Annotated in this window: 14 protein-coding genes and 1 riboswitch; of the genes, 9 read left to right on the top strand and 5 right to left on the bottom strand. The window is 71.4% G+C overall.

Annotated features, from left to right (window positions below):
• Window positions 1–47 precede the first annotated feature (47 nt).
• Window positions 48–536 carry a transcriptional regulator NrdR gene (gene nrdR, locus IW248_RS17510; RefSeq protein ID WP_124822215.1) on the top strand — a complete coding sequence of 163 codons (489 nt, stop codon included), beginning with the start codon at window positions 48–50 and terminating at the stop codon, window positions 534–536.
• A 67-nt stretch (window positions 537–603) separates the two neighbouring features.
• Window positions 604–3,477, top strand: a complete 2,874-nt coding sequence (locus IW248_RS17505; RefSeq protein ID WP_372432502.1) for a vitamin B12-dependent ribonucleotide reductase — start codon at window positions 604–606, stop codon at window positions 3,475–3,477.
• Between the two features lie 223 nt (window positions 3,478–3,700).
• Here IW248_RS17505 and IW248_RS17500 read toward each other — a convergent pair whose 3' ends face one another.
• A complete protein-coding gene (locus IW248_RS17500) occupies window positions 3,701–4,597 on the bottom strand; it encodes a bifunctional 5,10-methylenetetrahydrofolate dehydrogenase/5,10-methenyltetrahydrofolate cyclohydrolase (RefSeq protein WP_196927857.1) in 897 nt (298 codons plus the stop codon).
• Between the two features lie 13 nt (window positions 4,598–4,610).
• A riboswitch (ZMP/ZTP riboswitch) is annotated at window positions 4,611–4,692 on the bottom strand.
• A 140-nt stretch (window positions 4,693–4,832) separates the two neighbouring features.
• Between IW248_RS17500 and IW248_RS17495 the strand changes: the two genes are divergently transcribed.
• Entirely contained in the window at window positions 4,833–5,402 is a 570-nt protein-coding gene (locus tag IW248_RS17495; RefSeq protein ID WP_196927856.1) for an RNA polymerase sigma factor, read from the top strand.
• 10 nt (window positions 5,403–5,412) lie between these two features.
• Window positions 5,413–6,384, top strand: coding sequence for a CU044_5270 family protein (locus IW248_RS17490; protein ID WP_196927855.1), 972 nt, complete (start codon window positions 5,413–5,415; stop codon window positions 6,382–6,384).
• 23 nt (window positions 6,385–6,407) lie between these two features.
• Here the strand turns inward: IW248_RS17490 and IW248_RS17485 are convergent, their stop codons facing one another.
• A complete protein-coding gene (locus IW248_RS17485) occupies window positions 6,408–7,520 on the bottom strand; it encodes an FAD-dependent monooxygenase (RefSeq protein WP_307788022.1) in 1,113 nt (370 codons plus the stop codon).
• A 144-nt stretch (window positions 7,521–7,664) separates the two neighbouring features.
• Here IW248_RS17485 and IW248_RS17480 point away from each other — a divergent pair, with 144 nt between their 5' ends.
• Window positions 7,665–8,600: a DUF2332 domain-containing protein gene (locus IW248_RS17480; RefSeq protein WP_196927854.1), complete on the top strand. Its 936-nt coding sequence runs from the start codon at window positions 7,665–7,667 to the stop codon at window positions 8,598–8,600.
• Between the two features lie 18 nt (window positions 8,601–8,618).
• On the opposite strand, the gene IW248_RS17475 is transcribed toward IW248_RS17480, so the two are convergent.
• A complete protein-coding gene (locus tag IW248_RS17475; protein WP_196927853.1) occupies window positions 8,619–9,560 on the bottom strand; it encodes a MerR family transcriptional regulator in 942 nt (313 codons plus the stop codon).
• A gap of 54 nt (window positions 9,561–9,614) precedes the next feature.
• Window positions 9,615–10,178, bottom strand: coding sequence for a dihydrofolate reductase family protein (locus IW248_RS17470; RefSeq protein ID WP_196927852.1), 564 nt, complete (start codon window positions 10,176–10,178; stop codon window positions 9,615–9,617).
• A gap of 98 nt (window positions 10,179–10,276) precedes the next feature.
• Here IW248_RS17470 and IW248_RS17465 point away from each other — a divergent pair, with 98 nt between their 5' ends.
• Together IW248_RS17465 and IW248_RS17460 are read left to right on the top strand one after the other, a co-directional pair.
• Complete coding sequence (locus tag IW248_RS17465) at window positions 10,277–10,531, top strand: DUF5522 domain-containing protein (RefSeq protein WP_196927851.1); 255 nt, start codon at window positions 10,277–10,279, stop codon at window positions 10,529–10,531.
• Window positions 10,532–10,628: 97 nt separating this feature from the next.
• Window positions 10,629–11,177, top strand: a complete 549-nt coding sequence (locus IW248_RS17460; RefSeq protein WP_196927850.1) for a hypothetical protein — start codon at window positions 10,629–10,631, stop codon at window positions 11,175–11,177.
• A gap of 19 nt (window positions 11,178–11,196) precedes the next feature.
• Here IW248_RS17460 and IW248_RS17455 read toward each other — a convergent pair whose 3' ends face one another.
• Entirely contained in the window at window positions 11,197–11,886 is a 690-nt protein-coding gene (locus IW248_RS17455) for an iron-dependent transcriptional repressor DtxR (RefSeq protein WP_124822225.1), read from the bottom strand.
• A 100-nt stretch (window positions 11,887–11,986) separates the two neighbouring features.
• Between IW248_RS17455 and IW248_RS17450 the strand changes: the two genes are divergently transcribed.
• A complete protein-coding gene (locus tag IW248_RS17450; protein WP_196927849.1) occupies window positions 11,987–12,847 on the top strand; it encodes a sulfurtransferase in 861 nt (286 codons plus the stop codon).
• Window positions 12,848–12,895: 48 nt separating this feature from the next.
• Window positions 12,896–14,077, top strand: a complete 1,182-nt coding sequence (locus IW248_RS17445; RefSeq protein WP_196927848.1) for an acetoin utilization protein AcuC — start codon at window positions 12,896–12,898, stop codon at window positions 14,075–14,077.
• Window positions 14,078–14,089: the final 12 nt, after the last annotated feature.

The following is a 14,089-nucleotide window of genomic DNA, read 5'->3' as shown; positions in this document are numbered from 1 at the left end:
GGGGGTGTCCGGTGTGCTCGCAGTTGATCATTTTATGGAGGTGGGCGATGCGGTGTCCGTACTGCCGGCACGCTGACTCCCGGGTGGTCGACTCGCGGGAGGCCGACGACGGCCAGCTCATCCGGCGGCGGCGTTCCTGCCCGGAGTGCGGCAAACGGTTCACGACCGTCGAGGAGGCGGTCCTCGCGGTCGTCAAGCGCAGCGGGGTGACCGAGCCGTTCAGTCGCACGAAGATCATCGGCGGGGTGCGTAAGGCGTGCCAGGGCCGGCCGGTGGACGACGACTCACTCGCGCTGCTCGCGCAGCGGGTGGAGGAGACGGTCCGGGCCAAGGGGGCCGCCGAGATCCCCAGTCACGACGTGGGCCTGGCGATCCTGGGTCCGCTGCGCGACCTGGACGAGATCGCCTACCTGCGGTTCGCCAGCGTCTACCGCTCGTTCGACTCACTCGCCGACTTCGAGCGCGAGATCGAGACGTTGCGGGCCGCGGCGCAGGCCCGGGTCGATGCGGTCGAGGCCGCCGGCCGTACCAGCTGAGTCTTCACAGTTTTTCGAGAGATTGGGACGCGCGGTGGGTGACCGCGCAGACGAGGGGGGCAACGGCGTGACAACTAGCCGTTCACGAAGCAAGGCAGGCGTGGGGCTGAAGATCGAGCGGGTGTGGACGACGGAGGGTGTCCACCCGTACGACGAGGTCTCCTGGGAGCGCCGTGACGTCGTGATGACGAACTGGCGGGACGGCTCGATCAACTTCGAGCAGCGTGGGGTGGAGTTCCCGGAGTCGTGGAGCGTCAACGCGGCAAACATCGTCACCACGAAGTACTTCCGGGGCGCGGTGGGGACCCCGGAGCGGGAGTGGTCGCTCAAGCAGTTGATCGACCGGGTGGTGACCACCTACCGCACCGCGGGTGAGGAGTACGGCTACTTCGCCAGCCCGGCCGACGCCGAGGTCTTCGCGCACGAGCTGACCTGGATGCTGCTGAACCAGGTGTTCAGCTTCAACTCGCCGGTCTGGTTCAACGTGGGCACGCCGTCGCCGCAGCAGGTCAGCGCCTGCTTCATCCTGGCCGTCGACGACTCGATGGACTCGATCCTCGACTGGTACAAGGAGGAGGGGCTGATCTTCAAGGGCGGCTCCGGCTCCGGGGTCAACCTGTCGCGGATCCGCTCGTCCCGTGAGCTGCTCTCCTCCGGCGGCAACGCCTCCGGTCCGGTCAGCTTCATGCGCGGCGCGGACGCCTCCGCCGGCACCATCAAGTCCGGCGGCGCGACCCGCCGGGCGGCCAAGATGGTCATCATCGACGTCGACCACCCGGACATCCAGGAGTTCGTGGTCACGAAGGCGCGCGAGGAGGACAAGATCCGCGCGCTGCGTGACGCCGGGTTCGACATGGACCTCGGTGGCTCCGACATCGTCAGCGTGCAGTACCAGAACGCCAACAACTCGGTCCGGGTCTCCGACGAGTTCATGTCGGCGGTGGAGAACGGCAAGGGCTTCGACCTGCGCGGCCGGCTGGACGGCTCGGTGATCGAGACCGTCGACGCCAAGAAGCTGTTTCGCTCCATCTCCCAGGCAGCCTGGGAGTGCGCCGACCCCGGTCTGCAGTACGACGACACGATCAACGACTGGCACACCTGCCCGGAGACCGGGCGGATCACCGCGTCGAACCCGTGCTCGGAGTACCTGCACCTGGACAACTCCTCGTGCAACCTGGCCTCGCTCAACCTGATGAAGTTCCTCCGTGCCGACGGTGGCTTCGAGGTGGAGAAGTTCGTCAAGTCCGTCGAGTTCGTGATCACCGCGATGGACATCTCGATCTGCTTCGCGGACTTCCCGACCGAGAAGATCGGTGAGACGTCCCGCGCCTACCGGCAGCTCGGCATCGGCTACGCCAACCTGGGCGCCCTGCTGATGGCCACCGGCCTGCCGTACGACTCGGACCAGGGCCGCTCGGTCGCCGCGTCGATCACGTCCCTGATGACCGGCACCGCCTACCGCCGCTCTGCCGAGCTGGCCGGCGTCGTCGGCCCGTACGACGGCTACGCCCGCAACGCCGAGCCGCACAAGCGGGTCATGCGCAAGCACGCCGCGGCCAATGACGAGATCAAGCCGAGCAGCCCGGTGGCCACCGCGATCGTCCGTGAGGCGACCAAGCAGTGGACCCAGGGCAACAAGATCGGTGACAAGTTCGGTTGGCGCAACGCGCAGGCGAGCGTCCTCGCCCCGACCGGCACGATCGGCTTCATGATGGACTGCGACACGACCGGCGTGGAGCCGGACCTGGCGCTTGTCAAGTTCAAGAAGCTGGTCGGCGGCGGCTCGATGCAGATCGTCAACCAGACGGTGCCGCGCGCCCTGCGCAGCCTCGGCTACCCCGAGGAGCAGGTCGAGGCGATCGTCGAGCACATCGCCGACCACGGCCACGTGGTGGACGCCCCCGGCCTCAAGCCGGAGCACTACCCGGTCTTCGACTGTGCCATGGGGGAGCGGACGATCGCCCCGATGGGTCACGTGCGGATGATGGCGGCCATTCAGCCGTTCGTCTCCGGCGCCATCTCCAAGACGGTCAACATGCCGGAGGCGGCCACCGTCGAGGACGTCGAGAAGATCTACTTCGAGGGCTGGAAGCTCGGCCTCAAGGCGCTGGCGATCTACCGGGACAACTGCAAGGTCGGGCAGCCGCTCTCGGTGGCCAAGTCCAACAAGGCCACCGAGCCGGCCGCAGTCGAGACCGCAGCGGCCGCACCGGCCGCTGTCGAGAAGGTCATCGAGTACCGGCCGGTGCGTAAGCGCCTGCCGAAGAAGCGCCCGTCCGAGACGGTCAGCTTCTCCGTCGGTGGCGCCGAGGGCTACCTGACCGCGTCGTCCTACCCGGACGACGGCCTCGGTGAGGTCTTCCTGAAGATGTCCAAGCAGGGCTCGACCCTCGCCGGCGTGATGGACGCCTTCTCGGTGGCCATCAGCATCGGCCTGCAGTACGGCGTGCCGCTGGAGACGTTCGTCAGCAAGTTCACCAACATGCGCTTCGAGCCGGCCGGCATGACCGACGACCCGGACGTGCGGATGGCGGCCTCGGTGATGGACTACATCTTCCGTCGCCTGGCGCTGGACTTCCTGCCCTACGAGCGCCGTGCCGAGCTGGGCATCTTCACCGCCTCGGAGCGGGCCGCGCAGCTGCGGGCCGAGGCCGACGCGGAGGCCGCCGCCGTCACCGGCGTCGAACTGACCGCGATGGCGTCGTCCGCACCGGTGGAGGCCCCGGCCAAGTCCGAGGCCGTCGCCCAGCCGGCCCAGGAGATGGCCGACGTGGCCGCCGCCAAGCCGGCTCCGAGCGTGGGTTCCAGCACCGAACTGCTGGAGGCCGTGATCGGCAAGGCCGCCGACGCACCGCTCTGCTTCACCTGCGGTACGAAGATGCGCCCCGCCGGTAGCTGCTACGTCTGCGAGGGCTGCGGCTCCACCAGCGGCTGCAGCTGACGTACGCGAAACGCGGCGCTGCCCCGGTCTCCCTCGTCGGAGGCCGGGGCAGCTCCGTTTCCGGGTCCCCTGGAGGCTCGCGCGGGAGAGCATGTTGTCGTTGGCCGTGATGCCTGTGAGTCATCGTGATGACTCACAGGCATCACGCTCGTCAGGGTGTTGCGCGGTGGGCTGGCAGCCCACCGCGCAATAGCCGCCTTCTGGCGATGACGACGGAACCGGGCTACTGGCTCGCGCGTTCGGCGGCGCGCACGGCGTTGCGGAACAGCATCGCGACGGTGGTCGGACCGACCCCGCCGACCCGGGGCGTGATCGCGCCGGCGACCTCGGCGCACGCTTCGTCCACATCCGGCAGGAGACGCCGCCCGTCGTAGCGGACGCCGGCGCCGATGACGACGCCGCCGGGCTTGACGTGCTCAGGCTGCACGATCCCGGGTACGCCGGCGGCGGCCACGAGGATGTCGGCGCGGCGGGTGTAGCGGGCCCAGTCGGGCACACCTGTGTGTACGACGGTGACGGCCGCGTTGGCGGTCGGGCGCTTCTGGGCGAGCAGCATCGCCAGGGGGCGGCCAAGGGTGGCGCCGCGGCCGAGGATGACGACCTCACGACCGGCGACGGGGATCTCGTAGTACGCCAGGAGGGCTTCGATGCCGGCGGGGGTGCACGGCAGCGGGCCGGGCAGGCCGACGGCGAGACGCCCTATGTTCAGCGGATGCATGCCGTCGACGTCCTTGTCCGGGTCGATGGTCTGCAACGCCGCGTCGTAGTCCAGGTGCCCCGGCACGGGGTACTGCACGAGCAGCCCGTGCACGGCCGGGTCGGTGTTGAACCGGGCAATGGCCCGGTGCAGCTCGGCCTGGGTGGCGGTGGCAGGCAGATGCACGTGCGGGGACGCGAACCCGAGCGCGGCGGCCTGACGCTGCTTGATGGCGATGTAACCGGCGCTGGCGTCGTCGTCGCCGACGAGGATGGTGGCGAGGCTCGGGGTGATCCCGCGGCTGCGTAGGCGGGCTGCCGCGGCGGCGGTCTCGGCCAGGACGGCCTCGGCGACGGGTGCGCCCGGCAGGAGCCGGGCCGTGCCCGACGGGGTGTGCTCTACGGATTTGCTGGTCGTGGTCATGACGGTTCCTCGACGCAGGCGCCCAGGCGGTCGACGCCCGCGACAGGCTCCCCGATGGTTTCACCATCCCCGTGCCGCCAGTCGCCGGTGCTTCGATAATGCCGCATCACCAGGGCGGTTGCCCAACTGGACCAGCAGGGCCGCCGTCAGCGCCGGGCAGGCTCGCCATGGTTCGGTAACACCTGCGCTCCGGCTTACGAAGAAGGGGTGTGAAGGCTACGAGGGAGGACGGCCTGTGAGTGAGCCGAGCCGAGCCGACGACGACATTTCCAGCATCGGAGCCGATCCGGTGGCCTTCGAGGTCTTCTACCGGCGGCACCTGGAGGCGGTGGGCCGGTTCGTGGCGCGGCGGGTCGACGACCCACACCTCGCCGCCGACCTCACCGCTGACGTGTTCCTGGCGGTGATCGAGTCGGCGGCCGGCTACCGGCCGGACCGGGGTAGCCAGATCGGCTGGCTGTACGGGGTGGCCCGCAACGTCATCGGCGACGAGCGGCGTCGGGCGGCCCAACGGCTGCGGGTGACCGGCCGTCTGGCCGGCCGACGGGACCTGGGCCCCGATGACATCGCCCGCATCGAGGAGCGGATCGACGCCGAGTCGGCGGCCCGCCGCACCCATCGGGCCCTGAGCGAGCTACCCGAGGGCACCCGGACGCTCGTCGAACTCGTCGCGGTGGACGGCCTCACCGTCGCGGAGGCGGCGACCGTGCTGGGGGTGTCGCCGGTCGCCGCTCGGGTCCGCCTGCATCGGGCCCGCCGCCTCGTCCGCGCCGTGCTCGCCCACCCGGCCACCACCCTCGCCTGAGGAGACGGAGATGACGATGAACGAGATCGAACGGTCGCCGCAGGGTTTCGAGGAGCAGCTCCTCAGGGATCTGACCGCTCACGTCGCCCAACGGGCCGAGTCGGCTTCGGCGGCCCGTCCGGTCGGACGCCGTACCCGGTTCCTGCGTGGTTGGCGCCTCGCCGGAGCGTTAGGGCTGGCAGTCACGTTGACCGCCGGCGCGCTGGCGGTTCAGACCATGAGGCTGGGCGATCAGCCGCCGCCCACGGCCAACGCGTCGGAGATCTTCCATCTGGCGGCCGACGCGGCCCGGCAGCAGCCGGAACTCACCGCTCGGCCCGATCAGTACGTCTTCACGGAATCCCTGGCGACGATCCGGGATTTGCCGGACAGCGGCCCGTACCAGACCATTCGGAACCAACTGTGGCAGTCGGCCGGCGGAGTCGCGTACACGCAGGGACGCTACCGACAGGAGAGCGATCCGAACGGGTGGGGCGAGCTGAGGGTGCTCCGCATGGACGATGCCGCCGATCCCACGAAGGAGCTCGACGCGTTCCAGCCGCCCGCGTACCACGGGGACCTGCCCACCGATCCGGACGAGCTGCTTCGATACCTTCGGGAACACCCGGTCGACCTGCACCTTCCCGAAGGCGCCGACGAGGAGGCCGTGTACGGGGGCGAGAGCATGGCGTACACCACCGCATGGTCGATGCTCGACGGCTACGTGCCGCCCCGAGCGCTGGCGGCGCTGTTCGAAGTGCTGGCACGGCAGCCCGGAGCGGTCGTCATATCGGGTGACGTCGTGGACGTCGCCGGCCGGCACGGGGTGGCGATTCGTATGCCCGGCGTGATCGGCGGCAACCTGGATCTCATCTTCGATCGGGACTCCCACGTCTACCTTGGCACCCGTAATTCGGTGGTGCGTAACGGCAAGGAGTCACTGGAGTCGGCTGCCGCGCTCCTGCGGGTCGCAATCGTCGACAGGCCGGGGCAGCTGCCGTGAGCGGGCTGGCCACGGCAGACCGGTCAGGGCTGGGCGAACAGGGGCCCGTAGTTCGAGCGGAACATCTGCTCGCCGAGGCGGCGCATCACCAGGTCGCGCAGCGCGGGTGGGAGCCCGGTGGCCTTGTCGCGGCGGTGGGTCTGACTGAGCACCCAGTTCGTACGCGGGCGACGCCGCGTCTCAAAGTCACGCAGCGCGTCGGCGACGGAATCGGCGGTGGCCAACGACGAGGCGAGCACGACGGCGTCCTCCAGGGCCATCGCCGCGCCCTGGGCCATGTTCGGTGAGGTGGCGTGGGCGGCGTCGCCGATCAGCAGCACCGGCCCCCGGGACCAGGAGTCGAGGACGACCTCCTGGTTCGGCCCGGCGTGCAGGGTGCTGTCGTCGTAGTCGAGGGCCTTGAGCATGGTGGCCACCGGCTCGGTGAACGTCGCAGCCAGGTCGTCACGCCAGTCGGGCCGGTCGGCCACCGGGCCGTCGTTGTAGTAGCAGTACGTCTGCTCGGCGCTGATCGGGATCGTCAGGAACTGCCTTCCACGCCCCAACTGCACCGACCAGACCGGCTCGTCGTCCACGCGGGGAGCGACCCACCGGTACGCGTACTGGCCGAGGTCCCGGGCGGCTCGGCCGTCGAAGGCGAGCCGGCGGACCGTCGAGTTCACCCCGTCCGCGCCGAGCACCAGGTCGTACCGTTGGGTGCTGTTGTCGTCGAACTCGACGGCAACCTGGTCCCCCTCCTGGGCCAGCGCGACCGGCTGACGGCCCCAGCTGATCGGGGCGTCGCCCACGCCGTCGAGCAGCGCCCGGTGCAGCTGCGCCCGGGGCAACGACACGCACGCTCCGACGCCCTGCCACAGCGCGGCCACGTCGATGTCGAAGAGGCGACGCCCGCGCTGGTTGGCGCTGCGCTGCCGGGTGATCTCCACGGAGACGTCGGCGACCGACCCTCGCAGACCGAGTACGTCGAGCATCCGGGTCGCGTTGCCGGTGAGGTAGATCCCGGTGCCGGAGTCGGTCGGTCCGAGCGCCCGCTCGACCACGTCGATCGTCGCGCCCCACTCGCGTAGCGCGGCCACCGTCGCCAGTCCGGCGACACCACCGCCGACGATCAGGACCCGGACACCGTCACCCCGCACGACACGTTCCTCCCCGTTGCCTCAGCCCGACCCCGCTGAGCTGCTGCTCAACGGTCCGGCCGCCGCAGCACTCTATGAGGCGAGTGAGTCAGCGCACGGGAATGGGGGCTGAATTTCCGAGGAATGGGCTGCGACGATGAGGGCATGACGACCGCTGAGGCGTACGCCGAGTTCGGCAGCCGCGAGGCGCGCGGAGTGTCGCCCACGTACGAGCGCCTGTCGCAGGCCGTCGCCCGCGACGACGACCTCCTCGCCCTGCTCGACGGGGTCCCGCCGGCCAAGCGGCAGCCGAATCTGCTGTTCGGCGTCGTCCGCTGGCTCGGTGGCCCGGTCGACGACCCGGTCACCTTCCACGACTTCGTGGTGACGCACTGGCCCGCCGTCGAGGCGGAACTGCTCATCCGGGCCACCCAGACGAACGAGGCGGGCCGGTGCGCGGTCCTGCTGCCGGTACTCGCCGCGTTGCCGCAGCCCCTCGCCCTGCTGGAGGTCGGCGCGTCGGCCGGGCTCTGCCTCTACCCCGACCGGTACGCCTACCGATACGGCGATCATCAGATCGGCTCCGGTGCGCCGATCCTGGAGTGCGCGGCCAACGGCCTGGTGCCGCCGGCAGGCGTACCCCAGGTGGTGTGGCGAGCCGGCCTGGACCTCAACCCGCTCGACGTGACCGACCCCGGCGACGTGTCCTGGTTGGACGCGCTGATCTGGCCGGAACACGCCCACCGGCGGGCCCGGCTGCGGGCCGCGGCGGCGGTCGCCGCAGCCGACCCGCCGTTGCTGGTCCGTGGCGACCTGGTGGACGACCTGCCGGCGCTGGCCGCGCAGGCGCCGACCGACGCGACGCTTGTGGTCTTCCACACGTCGGTGCTCTACCAGGTGCCGCTCCCGCGCCGGGACGCGTTCGTCCGGTTGGTTAGCGAGCTGCCGGGGCACTGGGTCGCGAACGAGGCGCCGGACGTGCTCGGGTACGACGCGTTGCCCGAGCCACCCGACGATGCGCTGTACAACGTTCTCGCGCTCGACGGGAAGCCGCTGGCCTGGGCCAGGGGCCACGGCCAGGCGATGACCTGGTTCGGCTGAAGCCCCCAGCCACCCAGCTCAACGGGCCGGCTCGGGCATCCGGGCGCGCAGGGCCCGGATGAACCAGTCCACCGCCGGCACTGTCGCATCGCCGGTCGACCAACCGTTGAGCACCGCCAGCAGGTCGAGGTAGCGGTCCCGGCGGGGATCGTTGGCCGGAACCAGCCGGTCGAGCAACCGCTGACGCAGGTTCGCGTCGTCAGGGTGCCCGTGGAGACTCGCGTACCGACTGGTGACGGCCGCGACCACCGGATCGGCGTCTGGGCTTGTCGGGTCGAGACCGGCCGCGAGGGCGGCGGCCACCGCGTCCCGGACCACAGCGACGGCGTCCGGGCGGGGCAGCCCCGGGACGTCATGGTCGGCGGCGTGCTGCAGTACCAGCCGCCGCATCCGTGCCCGGAACTCCCGGTCCCGGCACAACTCGGCCAGCTCCAGCCACGCCTCGACCTGCTCGGTGCTGGGGTCGTCGGGAAGCTCCGGTGTCATCGAGACCATCACACCCGGGTACGCGGGCTGGTCGCTGAGGCCGGCGAAGACGCTGCCCAGGAAGTCGGCCACCAGTTGCCCACGCTCGCGGGTGGTGAGTTGGGCCAACCGGTGCAGCTCGTCCACCTCGGCCGGGCCCGACTCGCGCCTCGCCGCGACGGTGAGCACCGCCTGGCGCAGCCGCAGCACCCGGATCTGCACCGCCAACGCCTCGGCGTGCGCGGCGGCCACCTCAGGCAGGGGCACCTCCTGGTTCACCACCCGCCGGATGGTGGCCAGGTCCACGCCCAGGTCACGCAGCGTCCGGACCAGCTCCAACCGGGCCACGGCCGCCGGGCCGTACCGCCGGTAACCGGCCGGGCTCCGATCCGTCGGCGGCACGACCCCGCTGTCGGCGTAGTACCGGATGGTCTTGACGCTCAGGCCGGTCCGCCGGGCCAGTTCGCCGATCGTGTGCCGTGTCTCCCCGCTCATGCCCCCACCCTCGCGTCTCCCCCCGGTGGAGACTCAAGCCGCCGCACTCATCGGTCAGCGGACCCGCTCGTGCCGGAGCAGGACCACGCCGTTGCCGAAGACGCGGCTCTCCACCAGCCGCAGACCGGTCGGAGTCTCGGCGTCGGGGAAGAGTCGACGGCCCCGACCGACCAGCACCGGGTGGACGTAGATCCGGTACTCGTCGATCAGATCGTGCCGGGCGAACGTCGCGGCCAGGTCGGCCCCGCCGAGCGCCAGGTCGCCGCCCGGCTCGGCGGTGAGCTTGCGGACCTGCTCGACGTCGACCTCGCGCACCACTGTCGCGTTCCAGTCGGCGTGGTCGAGGGTGCGCGAGTAGACGATCTTCGGCATGTCCCGCCAGATCCGGGCGAACTCGCGCTCCGGGCCGCTGGCGGCCGGGTCCTGATCGGCGGTCGGCCAGTAGGCGGCCATCAGCTCGTGGCTGACCCGGCCGCTGAGGAACCCGCCCATCGGGGCGATCACGTCGTTGAAGTGCTGGTGCAACTCCTCGTCGACCTGGTGCCAGCCGATGTCTCCACCCGGGCCCTCGAAGAACCCGTCCAACGACAGGCTCATCTGCACAACGATCTTCCGCATCGTGTCCCCTCCGTACGCGTCGACAGGTGTCGACCCCGATCGTCGTCGGACCGTACGACGATAAGCCTGGCGGCGGTGTCTGTCCCTAGACTGCTGCGGTGACCGGAGAGCGACGACCCCTGGCCGACCGGCCGCTCACCGAGCCGCACCCGTCCCGGCTGCCGTTCGATCACCCCGACCGGCGCCGGATCCTCGCCGCGCACACCGCCGCGTTGGCCGCCGGTGAGGCCGGCTACCTCGACCCGGCGAGCGGGCTGTTCGTGCTCAGCGCCGGTTTCCTGGCCCGCCGTGGCACGTGCTGCGGGCGCGGCTGCCGGCACTGCCCGTACGTGGACGATCCACCGTCGGATTAGGCGTCAGTGGGGCTTTCGCGCGACACCGACACCCCGTACGGTGGCCGACGGACATCCGGCGGGCGCCTTCCGCCGTCGGTCGGCGAGAGGGTGGAATGTGCGCGGGCGGATCGTGGTCGCCGGGCTGGCCGGGTTGCTGGTGAGTGGCTGCTCCGACGAGGCGAAGCCGGTGGCGGCGCCGCCACCTGTGTCGATCGCGGTGGACGTTGCGGCGGCCTCCTCTGGTGGCGCCTGCCGTCTGCTGGACTTCACGGTGATCGAGCAGGTGGTGAAGGCACGCTTCGACGTGGCGGCGTCCAGCGAACAGGGCGACACCCACACCTGTGTGGTCCGGGCCGCGGGTGCGACGCTGCCGGAGTTGACGCTCAGCGTGACCGAGACCACTATCGACAAGGCCACCTTCGGCGCGGACGTGGTGCCGGACAAGGCGGCGAAGGTCACCGGGCTGGGTCAGCAGGCGTACAAGCGGACCATCGCCGCGGCGAGCGGGCACGGGCCGGTCGCCGAGGTGGGTTGGCTGGCCGGCGACGGGCGGCTGGCCACGGTGAGCTGGACCGCGGCCCGTGGCAGCGAGCGCTCGGCGGTGGAGAAGCTGACCGGCGACCTGACCGCGCTGGCGAAAAAGGTGGACACCCGGGCGTTGTGACGCCCGGGTGCCCGATTGGTCAGTTGGCGGCGACGAAGACCCGGGAGGCGACCTCGCGGGGCAGTCGTACCCGGTCACCGGAGCGGTCGATAGACACCCCGTCGCGCTCCTGGGCCACTGTCACAGTGGCGCCCGGGTCGACACCGGCGGCGTGTAGCTGGCGCAGCACGTCGGCGTCCTTCTGCACGCTCTCGCAGATCCGACGCACCACGACCGGCCCGGAGAGGCCGGGGAAGGCCAGGTTGCGCTCGACCTCGGCGGCCTCGGTGGTCTCCGCCGCTGGCGAACCCAGCTCCTGAAGCCCGGGGATCGGGTTGCCGTACGGGGAACGGGTCGGCCGGTTGAGCAGGTCGTACACCCGCTTCTCCACGGCGTCGCTCATCACGTGCTCCCAACGGCAGGCCTCCTCGTGGGCCTCCTCGTAGGGCATCCCGATGACGTTCACCAGCAGCAGCTCGGCGAGGCGGTGCTTGCGCATCACCGACACGGCGCTGCCGCGACCCTGGGCGGTGAGCGTCAGGTGTCGATCTCCCTCGACGGTGAGCAGGCCGTCGCGCTCCATCCGGGCGACGGTCTGGCTCACGGTGGGGCCACTCTGGTGCAGCCGTTCGGCGATGCGGGCACGCAGCGGTGGCACCCCCTCCTCTTCCAACTCAAGGATGGTGCGCAGGTACATTTCGGTCGTGTCGACCAGGTCGTGAGACTTCATAACTTCAGCGGCCCTCCGGTGCACGATGTTACCTCGGTGAACGGCTGGCGACCGCCGCCGAACCGCGTGCCGTCTACGCGAATGGTGTTGGATGGTCGCCATGTCCGGTACCCAGGAGCCGTTGGTCGAGGTCAGTCGGCTGGTCGGCGAACTCGACCAGGTCGATCCGCCCACCCTGCTCGATGTCCGCTGGCGGCTCGTCGGCCCGCCGGGCCGCGACGACTACCTTGCCGGCCACCTGCCCGGGGCGGTCTTCGTCGACCTGGACACCGCGCTCTGTGGGGTGCCGGGCGCCGGCGGTCGACACCCCCTGCCCGACCCGGCCGCGTTGCAGGCCGCGCTGCGGGCCGCCGGCGTCCGCGCCGGTCACCCAGTGGTGGTGTACGACGGCGGCGACGGCCTGGCCGCCGCGCGGGCCTGGTGGACGCTGCGCTGGGCGGGGCACCGCCCGGTGCGACTCTTGCACGGCGGCTACCCGGCCTGGGTCGCCGCCGGCCGGCCCGTCTCCACCGACGCGCCCGCCCCGCCCCCCGGCGACGTCGTGGTACGCCCCGGTGATCTCCCGGTGCTCGACGCGGGGCAGGCCGCCGCACTGGCCGCCGCGGACGACGCCGTGCTGCTCGACGTACGGGCGGCGCCTCGCTACCGGGGTGAGGTCGAGCCGATCGACCCGGTCGCCGGGCACGTGCCGGGAGCGGCGAACCTGCCCGCCGGGGAGTACGTCGGACCGGACGGCCGCTTCCTGGCCGCCGAGGTGTTGAGCGCGCGGTTCGCCGCCGCCGGGGTGACCGGGGCGCGGGCGGTCGGGGCGTACTGCGGCTCGGGAGTGACCGCCGCGCAGGCGGTGCTCGCGCTGCACCTGGCTGGCCGCACGGACGCGGCGCTCTACGTTGGATCGTGGAGCAACTGGGTGGCGGACCCGGCCCGGCCGGTCGCCTCCGGGCCGACACCCGGGCGCTGACCAGCGCGTGCGGTGGGTTGGTGCCGCTCCTCGTGCGACGATGGGCTCATGTCCGACGACACGGTGGTGGTGTGGGACGAGTCGCTGCTCGCCTACGACATGGGTGACCATCCACTCGACCCGATCCGGGTGGAGCTGACCATCGCACTCGCCCGCGAGCTGGGCATCCTGGATCGGCCAGGGGTGCGGGTGGTCAAACCGGAGCCGGCCGACGACGCCCTGCTCACCCGGGTGCACGAGCCGGCCTACCTCGCCGCGGTGCGCAACGCGCCGCGCGACCCGCTCTTCGCCGGGTACGGGCTGGGCACCTCCGACAACCCGGTCTTCGAGGGGATGCACGAGTCCAGCGCGCTCATCGCCGGCGCGACGGTGGCCGCCGCCGAGGCGGTCTGGCGCGGCGACGCCCGCCGGGCGGTGAACGTGGCCGGCGGGCTGCACCACGCGATGTCCGCCCGAGCCTCCGGCTTCTGCGTCTACAACGACCCCGCGGTGGCCATCGCCCGCCTGCTCGACCTGGGCGCCGAGCGCGTCGCGTACGTGGACGTCGACGTGCACCACGGCGACGGGGTGCAGCAGATCTTCTGGGACGACCCCCGGGTGCTCACGGTCAGCGTGCACGAGACCCCGTTGGCGCTCTTCCCGGGCACGGGTTTCCCGGACGAGACGGGTGGGCCGGGCGCGCAGGGCACCGCGGTCAACATGCCGTTGCCGCCGGGTGTCGACGACAGCGGCTGGCAGCGGGCGTTCCACGCGATCGTGCCGTCGGTGCTGCGCGCGTTCCGGCCGCAGGTGCTGGTCAGCCAGTGCGGCGCCGACGGGCACCGACTGGATCCGCTCGCCGACCTGAACCTGACTGTGGACGGGCAACGGGCCACCTACCTGGCGATGCGGGCGCTCGCCGACGAGTTGTGCGACGGCCGATGGGTGGCGACCGGCGGCGGCGGGTACGCGCTCGTCGAGGTGGTGCCCCGGGCCTGGAGTCACCTGCTGGCCGTGGCCACCGGTGACCCGATCGACCCGGCCACGCTCACCCCACCCGGTTGGCGGGACCTGGTCGCCTCCCGCCGTCTGGGCCGGGAGGTGCCGCTGCGGATGACCGACGACGCCGACCCGTCGTACGAGCCGTGGCAGCCGACCGGCGAGCCGAACGCGGTGGACCGGGCGATCGCTGCCACCCGCAAGACGGTCTTCCCGCTGCTCGGGCTCGACCCGCACGATCCGCGGGACTGAGCCGGGCCGGGG

Origin of the sequence: Micromonospora ureilytica (assembly GCF_015751765.1) — a bacterium.
Taxonomy (GTDB): Bacteria; Actinomycetota; Actinomycetes; order Mycobacteriales; family Micromonosporaceae; genus Micromonospora; species Micromonospora ureilytica.
The sequence above is the reverse complement of the archived record's forward strand: the minus strand, read 5'-3'. Positions and strand labels throughout refer to the sequence as shown.

What these genes read in the sequence shown, in the direction of transcription:
- nrdR (WP_124822215.1), top strand. Translation starts at nt 48, where the DNA reads ATGCGGTGTCCGTACTGCCGGCACGCTGACTCCCGGGTGGTCGACTCG.
- IW248_RS17500 (WP_196927857.1), bottom strand. Translation starts at nt 4,597, where the DNA reads ATGACCACGACCAGCAAATCCGTAGAGCACACCCCGTCGGGCACGGCC.
- IW248_RS17490 (WP_196927855.1), top strand. Translation starts at nt 5,413, where the DNA reads ATGACGATGAACGAGATCGAACGGTCGCCGCAGGGTTTCGAGGAGCAG.
- IW248_RS17480 (WP_196927854.1), top strand. Translation starts at nt 7,665, where the DNA reads ATGACGACCGCTGAGGCGTACGCCGAGTTCGGCAGCCGCGAGGCGCGC.
- IW248_RS17475 (WP_196927853.1), bottom strand. Translation starts at nt 9,560, where the DNA reads ATGAGCGGGGAGACACGGCACACGATCGGCGAACTGGCCCGGCGGACC.
- IW248_RS17470 (WP_196927852.1), bottom strand. Translation starts at nt 10,178, where the DNA reads ATGCGGAAGATCGTTGTGCAGATGAGCCTGTCGTTGGACGGGTTCTTC.
- IW248_RS17455 (WP_124822225.1), bottom strand. Translation starts at nt 11,886, where the DNA reads ATGAAGTCTCACGACCTGGTCGACACGACCGAAATGTACCTGCGCACC.
- IW248_RS17450 (WP_196927849.1), top strand. Translation starts at nt 11,987, where the DNA reads ATGTCCGGTACCCAGGAGCCGTTGGTCGAGGTCAGTCGGCTGGTCGGC.
- IW248_RS17445 (WP_196927848.1), top strand. Translation starts at nt 12,896, where the DNA reads ATGTCCGACGACACGGTGGTGGTGTGGGACGAGTCGCTGCTCGCCTAC.